This is a genomic window from Tunicatimonas sp., assembly GCF_049647865.1.
Taxonomy (GTDB): domain Bacteria; phylum Bacteroidota; class Bacteroidia; order Cytophagales; family Cyclobacteriaceae; genus Tunicatimonas.
The window spans coordinates 1-8,524 of the sequence record NZ_JBARYM010000570.1 but is presented as its reverse complement, the minus strand read 5'-3'; the positions used below and the strand labels follow the sequence as shown (position 1 = coordinate 8,524).

The 8,524-nt window shown below is 42.3% G+C and carries 10 protein-coding genes; 5 read left to right on the top strand and 5 right to left on the bottom strand.

Features of this window, described 5'->3' with window-relative positions:
• Positions 1-61: 61 nt before the first annotated feature.
• Positions 62-451, top strand: a complete 390-nt coding sequence (locus tag WBA23_RS16890) for an ArsR/SmtB family transcription factor (protein ID WP_424583461.1) — start codon at positions 62-64, stop codon at positions 449-451.
• Here WBA23_RS16890 and WBA23_RS16885 read toward each other — a convergent pair.
• Positions 448-1,926 carry a sodium:solute symporter gene (locus tag WBA23_RS16885; protein WP_424583460.1) on the bottom strand — a complete coding sequence of 493 codons (1,479 nt, stop codon included), beginning with the start codon at positions 1,924-1,926 and terminating at the stop codon, positions 448-450. The genes WBA23_RS16890 and WBA23_RS16885 overlap by 4 nt on opposite strands.
• 71 nt (positions 1,927-1,997) lie before the next feature.
• Here WBA23_RS16885 and WBA23_RS16880 point away from each other — a divergent pair, with 71 nt between their 5' ends.
• Together WBA23_RS16880 and recR are read left to right on the top strand one after the other, a co-directional pair.
• On the top strand, positions 1,998-2,279 hold the full coding sequence (locus WBA23_RS16880; protein ID WP_424583459.1) for an ATP-dependent Clp protease adaptor ClpS: 282 nt from the start codon (positions 1,998-2,000) through the stop codon (positions 2,277-2,279).
• A 69-nt stretch (positions 2,280-2,348) separates the two neighbouring features.
• On the top strand, positions 2,349-2,960 hold the full coding sequence (gene recR, locus WBA23_RS16875) for a recombination mediator RecR (RefSeq protein ID WP_424583458.1): 612 nt from the start codon (positions 2,349-2,351) through the stop codon (positions 2,958-2,960).
• On the opposite strand, the gene WBA23_RS16870 is transcribed toward recR, so the two are convergent.
• On the bottom strand, positions 2,961-3,338 hold the full coding sequence (locus tag WBA23_RS16870) for a DUF423 domain-containing protein (RefSeq protein WP_424583457.1): 378 nt from the start codon (positions 3,336-3,338) through the stop codon (positions 2,961-2,963).
• Positions 3,338-4,018: a YggS family pyridoxal phosphate-dependent enzyme gene (locus WBA23_RS16865; RefSeq protein ID WP_424583456.1), complete on the bottom strand. Its 681-nt coding sequence runs from the start codon at positions 4,016-4,018 to the stop codon at positions 3,338-3,340. Before WBA23_RS16865 ends, WBA23_RS16870 begins: the two co-directional genes overlap by 1 nt.
• Before the next feature lie 91 nt (positions 4,019-4,109).
• On the opposite strand from WBA23_RS16865, the gene WBA23_RS16860 reads away from it, so the two are divergent.
• A complete protein-coding gene (locus WBA23_RS16860) occupies positions 4,110-4,700 on the top strand; it encodes a DUF6992 family protein (protein WP_424583455.1) in 591 nt (196 codons plus the stop codon).
• Positions 4,701-4,702: 2 nt separating this feature from the next.
• Entirely contained in the window at positions 4,703-6,496 is a 1,794-nt protein-coding gene (uvrC, locus tag WBA23_RS16855; protein ID WP_424583454.1) for an excinuclease ABC subunit UvrC, read from the top strand.
• Positions 6,497-6,549: 53 nt separating this feature from the next.
• Here the strand turns inward: uvrC and gldN are convergent, their stop codons facing one another.
• Both gldN and WBA23_RS16845 read right to left on the bottom strand, forming a co-directional pair.
• Positions 6,550-7,503 (bottom strand): gliding motility protein GldN, encoded by a 954-nt coding sequence (gldN, locus tag WBA23_RS16850; protein ID WP_424583453.1) that lies wholly within the window; start codon positions 7,501-7,503, stop codon positions 6,550-6,552.
• Between the two features lie 61 nt (positions 7,504-7,564).
• Positions 7,565-8,524: GldM family protein (locus WBA23_RS16845; RefSeq protein WP_424583452.1), on the bottom strand; the 960-nt coding region annotated here is incomplete at its 5' end.

The window sequence follows — 8,524 nt, the reverse complement described above, 5'->3', positions numbered from 1 at the left end:
CGCTACACTACTGTTAAAGATAACACAAAAAACACAACATTCGAGTTTCAATAGCAGGTCTATGCGAGTAAAAAACTTTAGTTTGGGATTTGGTCTACAGTTGTTTAAAGCATTTTCGGAAGAAGCTCGGCTTCGCATCCTTCACTTATTGTACCAAGAAACTGAAATGTGCATTACTGATTTAGAACAGGTATTAGATTTTACTCAAACCAAAACTTCCCGCCACCTTAGCTACCTACGCAATGCCGGATTGGTCTACAGCCGACAGGTAGATCAGTTTGTGTATTATCGGATTCGGCATCAGTCAAAAGATGTAGTAGAACAGATATTTCAGTATATGAGCAAAGACAAATTATTGTTGCAAGACCATGAGACCTACAAAATTCTCTACTCTAACCGGGAATTAGCGGTTAATAAACTCCATCAAAAAAAATGGCACCGTCTGGATTAAGCAGCGGTACTCGATGTGCGGTCACGAATCAGGAACAACCCTAAAAAAGTAATTGCTCCATTTATAATTAGAATGAAGAATCCAAACTTAAAACCATTGAACCAAACTTCTGAGTTGAGATCTAGCATGATACAGATGAGTGGTGACAATATTGCTACCCAAGGAATAAAATGATCTTTCACCTGCCACTTGGTATAAAGCCCGAAAGCGTATAATCCCAATAATGGCCCATAGGTGTAAGTAGCTACACGATACACCGCCATGATTACGCTCTCATCGTTAATATAATTGAAGATCAGGATTACGACTAGCAGTATGAACGAAAACATAATATGAACCTGCTTGCGGGTACGTTTATCAATCCTTTCCTTAGCTGCATCTCGTATTTCATCCCGCTTTCGCCCAATACCCAGAAAATCAACGCAAAAAGAAGTAGTTAAAGCAGTAAGGGCTGAGTCGGCACTGGAATACGCCGCCGCAATGATTCCCAGCAGAAAGATTACTCCCGCATAAACCTGAAACTGGTTGACCGCTAGTGCAGGAAAAAGATTGTCGGATCGTTCGGGAATAGCAAATCCAATTTCATTAGCGTAGATATACAATAAAGCCCCTAACGATAGAAATAATATATTAGCAAAAACCAATATTACCGTAAACCACAACACATTTTTTTGAGCACCCTTTAATGTCTTAATGGTTAGGTTCTTCTGCATCATATCCTGGTCTAGCCCCGTCATGACAATGGCGATAAAAGCTCCAGCAATAAACTGCTTAAAAAAGTTAGTCGGCTCCTGCCAGTCCCAGACAAAAACGCGTGACATATCGCTCTCCTGAATGACCGATACCAATTGCCCAAGCGAAAGGTCCAATTCGTTTTTAATCAGCAGAATACTAACTACTAAGGAAGCGAGCATAAAAAACGTTTGTAGAGTATCCGTCCAGACGATGGTTTTAATTCCTCCCCGAAAGGTGTACAACCAGATGAGCGCAATTGCAACCACTACGGTAAGCCAGAATGGGAGCCCAAGTGCTCTAAAAAATGCAATGTGCAGTACCCCCGCTACAATGAACAATCGTAATGAAGCTCCAATAACCCGCGACAATAGAAAAAAGAAAGCTCCGGTCTTATAGGCATAGAATCCAAATCGCTGCTCTAAGTATCCGTAAATACTTACCAGATTCAATTTGTAGTACAGTGGCATGAGTACTAAGGCAATAAAGGCGTAGCCCGGAATAAATCCTAGCACAAATTGTAAGTAGGTAAACTGAGAATTTCCTACCTCGCCCGGCACCGAAATAAACGTGATACCCGATAAGCTAGCCCCCACCATACCAAAGGCCACCAAATACCAAGGAGACTGCCGATCACCGGTAAAAAACGTCTCGCTATTGGCATTTCGAGAGGTGAAGTAAGATATTGATAACAATAGTAAAAAGTACCCCGCAATAACAATGAAAACTAATTCTGGCGACATGAGTTAGTAGATGTAAGTGAACAAATGTGGTAGTTTTTTTTTAAATTTACTGCTGAGAAAACGCTCAGAAGATGGATTACGAAATACAGGAAGACGTTTTAGTAGAAACCGAAGTATACGAAGAATTACTGGACTTACGGGATTTAGTGGTCATTAATGATGATTATAATACCTTTGATCATGTAATCAATACACTCATCCGGGTGTGCAAGCATACGAATGAACAAGCCGAGCAGTGTACCCTAATTATTCATTACAAAGGCAAATGCGCTGTCAAGAAAGGTACGCTGGAAGAGCTAAAACCAATGCTAGACGCTATTCATGATGCGGGTATTGGTGCGGAAATACAGTAGCTGTTTTCGCTGCACTTTTTTGAATGAAAATAGGTTACTTTAACCTTAATTATTCACCTGACCTCTCTTATGGAATATCCCTCCAAGCTAATTGAAGATGCTGTTAACGAAATATCCAAACTACCGGGTATTGGCAAGAAATCAGCCTTACGATTAGCGTTACATTTACTTAAGCAGGATGAAGACCGCACCCAGTCCTTAGCCGATGCACTGGTTAATCTAAGAACCAAAACTCAATACTGTCAGATTTGCCATAATATTGCGGATGCCCCCGTTTGCGCTATCTGCCAGAACCGCCAGCGGGACCGTAGCATTATTTGCGTAGTAGAAACCGCGACCGATCTAATCGCCATTGAAAACACTTCGCAGTATCGAGGACTATACCACGTGCTGGGCGGAGTGATTTCTCCGTTAGACGGAATTTCTCCGGGCGATTTAGCCATCGACAGTTTGCTTCAGCGCATGAATACGGATGATTCGGAAGTGAAAGAAGTGTTACTTGCCCTGAGTGCTACAATGGAAGGCGATACCACGGCTTTCTTTATTACTAAGAAACTGAAGCCTTACAACATAAAGATTACCTCTATCGCGCGAGGAGTACCCATTGGTAGTGAACTGGAGTATACCGATGAAATTACGTTAGGGAGAAGTATTGTAGGACGGAAGGCGTACGAAGGATAATTACAGGTTACTCTTAGCTACGGCTACCAGCAGCAATACCCAACCTATTATAAATAACAGTCCGCCCACCGGAGTTACTGCACCAAGCCAACGTATTCCGCTCAGACAGAGTATATACAGCGAACCTGAGAAAACCAGAATACCACCCATCATAGACAGCGCAGCATAGTCCAGCAGTTTATCTTGCACCCGAAACATTAGCAAACCAATAAGTAGCAGAGCTAAGGTGTGATAAAACTGGTATTTTACGGCAATCTCAAACGTGGCTGTTCGGCCACCTGCCTCCAAAGTTGCTTGTAAGGCATGAGCCCCAAATGCTCCGATCATTACTGATAATGCTCCTAAACTTGCTGCCGTTAGTAATATAAACTTTTGCATTACTTCTGATAATTACGTTCGCCAAAAATAGACGTACCAATTCGCACCATCGTGCTCCCTTCTTTAATGGCAATTCGGTAGTCGCCACTCATTCCCATAGAAACTTCTTCCATCCGAATTTGATCGGGTAATTCATCATTGTATTTCAGAGCATCAAACAGCAGTTTTAGGTGTTCAAATTCTTTATGCACTTTAGCTTCATTAGAGGTAAAACTTGCCATTCCCATTAGGCCAACTACTTGTACATATTTCAAATGCTGAATAGTTTCATCTCTAATAAGGCGAAATATTTCTTCGTCGGTAAAGCCGTACTTATTTTCTTCTTCCGAAATATGCGCTTGTAGCAAGCACGAAATAACTCGATGGTGCTTAGCCCCCTGCTTATTGATCTCTTCCAACAATCGAATACTATCTACCGAATGAACCAGATGCACGAACGGAGCAATGTACTTTACCTTATTACGCTGCAAATGCCCAATCATGTGCCATTGAATGTCTTTAGGCATCTGCTCGTACTTTTCTACCATTTCCTGCACCTTATTCTCACCAAAATCCCGCACTCCGGCTTCGTACGCATCCATCAACGTGCTTACCGGCTTGGTTTTACTTACTGCAATTATTTTACACTCACTAGAAGCTAACTCCTGTTGTAACTGCCGGATATTTTCTGCAATATTCATACGCAAAGCTATCAAATTTTCTAAGTAACAATCAAGAATAGGATGAGTTCTATGGGGGCAGTTTTCGCATCATTTCATTCGAAATTTACCTATGAAGAAATTTTTCTTGCTATTTGTGCTGATTATAGTAGTTGACCAAGTACAGGCCCAATCTGATGCACTAGCTAATTACAACGAGCAGCGATTGCAAATAACCCGAATTGGAATGCTCACGCTAGGCGGATGGGCGATTGGCAATATGGGAGTAAGCGGGGCACTAATGGGTAATACTTCGGGTAGTCACTACTATTTTCATCAGATGAATGTTTTTTGGAATGTGGTGAATATTGGGCTAGCAGGGTTCGGATACTACAACGCAGCTACGGTTGATCCTTCAACATTCTCACTTGCTGAAAGCATTCAGGAACAGCATAGTATAGAAAAGCTTCTATTACTGAACGCCGGACTGGATGTGGCTTACATAGCTGGGGGGGTTTACTTGCTAGAGCGCAGCCGACGCGAATCAGCCCAGACAGAACGCTGGAAAGGCTACGGACAGTCATTATTACTGCAAGGCGGTTTTCTGTTGCTCTTTGATGCAGTATTGTATAAGATCGTACAATATCCTAGCAGTGAACTGTTTACGTTGCTGTCTTCAGTACAGTTTACCCCCAATAGCTTGGGATTAATTTATCGTTTTTAGGCATGGAAATACCGGTTTATACGCCCGATCAAGTGAACTTGCTTCCCGACCAACCAGGGGTTTACAAGTATTACAATATTGACCGCACCCTCATTTACGTAGGTAAAGCCAAAAGTCTAAAAAAGCGCGTCAGTAGTTACTTCACCAAGTCTAAAAACACCAACCGCAAAACGGTGAAGATGGTACGAGAAATCCGGACGATTGAATTCACCATTGTCAATTCGGAATTCGATGCACTACTGTTGGAAAACAGCCTGATAAAAAAGAATCAGCCGAAGTATAATATCTTACTAAAAGATGATAAAAGCTATCCATTTATTTTACTGACCAATGAGCGGTTTCCTCGCATAATTCCTACTCGCCAGCGCATTCCTGATGCAGGCACATATTTTGGTCCCTTTGCCAGTGTGAAGGCAATGAATAATATATTAGATCTACTTCGCAACCTGTATACGCTCCGCACTTGCCGCTACGATCTGTCCGAGGAGAATATTAAATCCAAAAAGTACAAGGTCTGTCTGGAATATCACATCGGCAATTGCCTTGGTCCCTGCGAAGGTTTACAGGCGGAAGCTAATTATAACCAAGATATTCAGCAGGCCACTAATATTTTGAAGGGCAATATGAGTATAGCCCGCACCTACTTTAAAGAGAAGATGCAGCAGACTGCGGAAAATCTTGAGTTTGAAGAAGCCCAGCAATTTAAGGAGAAACTTTCGCTACTAACAAAGTACCAAGCCAAATCCATTGTAGTTAATACTCATCTGGGCGATACCGATGTATTTACCATTGTTTCGGATGACCAGATTGCGTACATCAACTATCTGAAGGCTAATAAAGGCTCTATAATTCTAACCAAAACGATTGAGGTAAAGAAGAAGCTAGATGAAAGTAATGAAGATATTTTGGCTTTGATGATGGTAGAACTTCGGGAACGTTACTTAAGTGCAACCAAAGAGGTTTTGTCTAACATTGAAGTTCCCATTGCTTTGAATGGAGTTACGATAACTATACCCAAAATTGGCGATAAACGTAAACTCGTTGATCTGTCCATCAAGAATGCACTTTATTATAAGCGCGAACGAGTTAATCGGGTACAAGAATACCAGCAGCGAGTTAGTCGGGTAGTGCTAAAACTTCAGGAAGATCTACGGCTCAAGCAGCCACCGATGCATATTGAGTGTTTTGATAACTCTAATTTGCAAGGCTCTAATCCAGTAGCCTCAATGGTGTGCTTTAAAAATGGCAAACCTTCTAAAAAAGACTACCGTAAGTTCAATATCAAAACGGTAGTTGGCTCAGATGATTTTGCTTCTATGTATGAGATTGTGTTTCGCCGATATAAACGCCTGCTGGAGGAAGACCTTGAGTTTCCGAATCTTATTGTGGTTGATGGTGGCAAAGGTCAGCTTAAAGCAGCTTGTCAAGCACTTAAAGATGTGGGAGTTTACGGTGACATTCCCATTATTGGCATTGCCAAACGGTTAGAAGAAATTTACACCCCGGGTGACCCGTACCCCTTGCATATTGATAAAAAGTCAGAATCGCTCAAGCTGATTCAGCGAGTACGCGACGAGGCCCACCGTTTTGCTATTACATTTCATCGGAAAAAACGATCAAATGCCGCGCTGCGTAGCGAACTGGAAGATATTAAAGGTATTGGTCGGAAGACAGCGCTCTCACTGCTGAAAAACTTTAAGTCAGTAAAAAATATTCGAGCAACCTCGGAGGAAGACTTAGCGAAATTGGTAGGAGCTTCTAAAGCAAAAACTTTAAAAGAAGCTTTAAGCCAATAAAAAAGGAGTCCGAAGACTCCTTTTCTAAAAAACATTTGTGTTATGGAAAGTAATTAATATTCCCAAAGTTCGTGTTCGCGCTCTAGCATATCATATTCGTACTCTAACGACTTTAGTAAAGCCTGCCGCTTGTTCCCCTCTGTCATATCTACAATCCGCTCATCATCCGGATTAGAGTACTTCACAATGTGCGCGTTGAATAAACGTAAGTCAAAAGCATACTCTAAATTAAGGTTCCTAGCACTATTGCGCGGGTTAACCCAAACTGCAATTTCTGGATTCTCCTTAAATACTCGAAGCAGATCTTTGTATCGGAAAGAGGCGACTTCTTTTAACAATCCAGTATTTGGAAAGTTTTCGGGCGGTAGAATCAATGTAACCGCTTGCACATCATAATACTGACGACCTCGTTCTTTATCAAAGATAACGTCCTCTACTATCTCAACGATAGATACATCTTTAGGAGCAAATAAGTAACTCTCGGTCTGCGATGCTGTTGCTTCTGATGAACCTAAATCAGTTCCTTCAGCTCCTTCACCTGAGCTAGTATCACCCCAGCCGTCGTCACTACTACTACCACTATCGCCCCAACCATCGTCAGCAGATTCTTCTTGACCAAAACCCATCGCAATTTCTTCTTCGCTTAGCGCGGGACCATCCATCGGAATAGTCATATTTTCAATAAACTGTTCCTTAGACATCCGAGTTGATACTGAATCGTTGATGTAAGGATACAACGTTCCATTCATCACCGACTCAACAATAACCCGAGTCATCCAACGATTTTCCGAGAAAAATGGCTTGTTTTGCTTTTCTTTTAGGTCCATCCGTCGCCACACCCGAGTCCGATATAGCTGATCGGAAGTGTGAATAGGCCTAATGGAATTATCATTGAAGCCTTCCTGGTTGTAACCATCGTTCGCCTGACCGTGCGATACACCAGTCGCACATAGTGCAACAATCGCCGCTCCGGTGAACTGTTTTACAATTTGATTAATACTCTTCATAACACCTGTTTTTAATGAAGTAGACCAGTTTTAATCTGGTCTACTATTGTTTAGTCTGTTTCTACTTAATAGGAACAGTAATCGTGGAGGCTGATGAGCCCAATCGTACATCTTCCCGCTCATTGCGCGAGTTCATACGCTGTACTTTTTTCACATCCACTACAATACGGTCGCCTGCTTTAGCCTTGCTGATGATGCCGTTAAGACTCGCTGTTCCGTTACTAGCATTGTATTTAGCTTTACCTATAGGACGACTTCCTCGTGCTAAGAAAATCTCAGCGTCTACTACTCGGTAGCGAGCTTCCTTCGGTAATACACTGGCAAAATCCGCATCAGGCATTGCCTTTAAAGTAATACTGCGTAAACGATTAGCGGCTTCGCCCTGCTTTAAATTCACGGGCTTATTACCCGGTCCTAGCACCTCAATAGTTGGCTTAGGAATTGGCTTCACCCGGAAAGATTCCGTACCAATCTTATATCCATTACTACTAACAGATAGACTAACCTTCGCTGCCTTAGGAATAACTGTTACTTGACCGGTTTTAGCTCCGGCAATAGCCGTTCCGCCACTAGCCGTAAACGAAGGCTTATAGGTAGACCCTAGAGCCGGTACGTTTACTTGTAAATCATTCGCGCAATTCAGATACAGTGCCTGCATTGCTTGCGACTGTATTTGAATAACCGGCTTGGTTACAAAATATGAGAACGTTTCTTCGTACGTTTCTGAGTTTGCACCCTGATCAATCTGAATAGTAGCCTTAAACTTCTGCTCCGCCCGATTGTCTTTGTCATACTTACTGGCGCTGGCTGGAAATTTAATTTTTCCCATACCGCCTTCTACCGGAACCGGCTTTCCATTCACTAGCATCTTAGGAGCTGCCGCACTAGAAGAAGCTGCAATAAATAAATCAGCTTCGTACGTTGTTCCCGCAGCAACCACATTAGACTTAGGGCGAACCATTACCTTGATATCATCAAACTTAAGGTCAGCTGCTCCCACTTGACGAGCAAGCTCATCCAG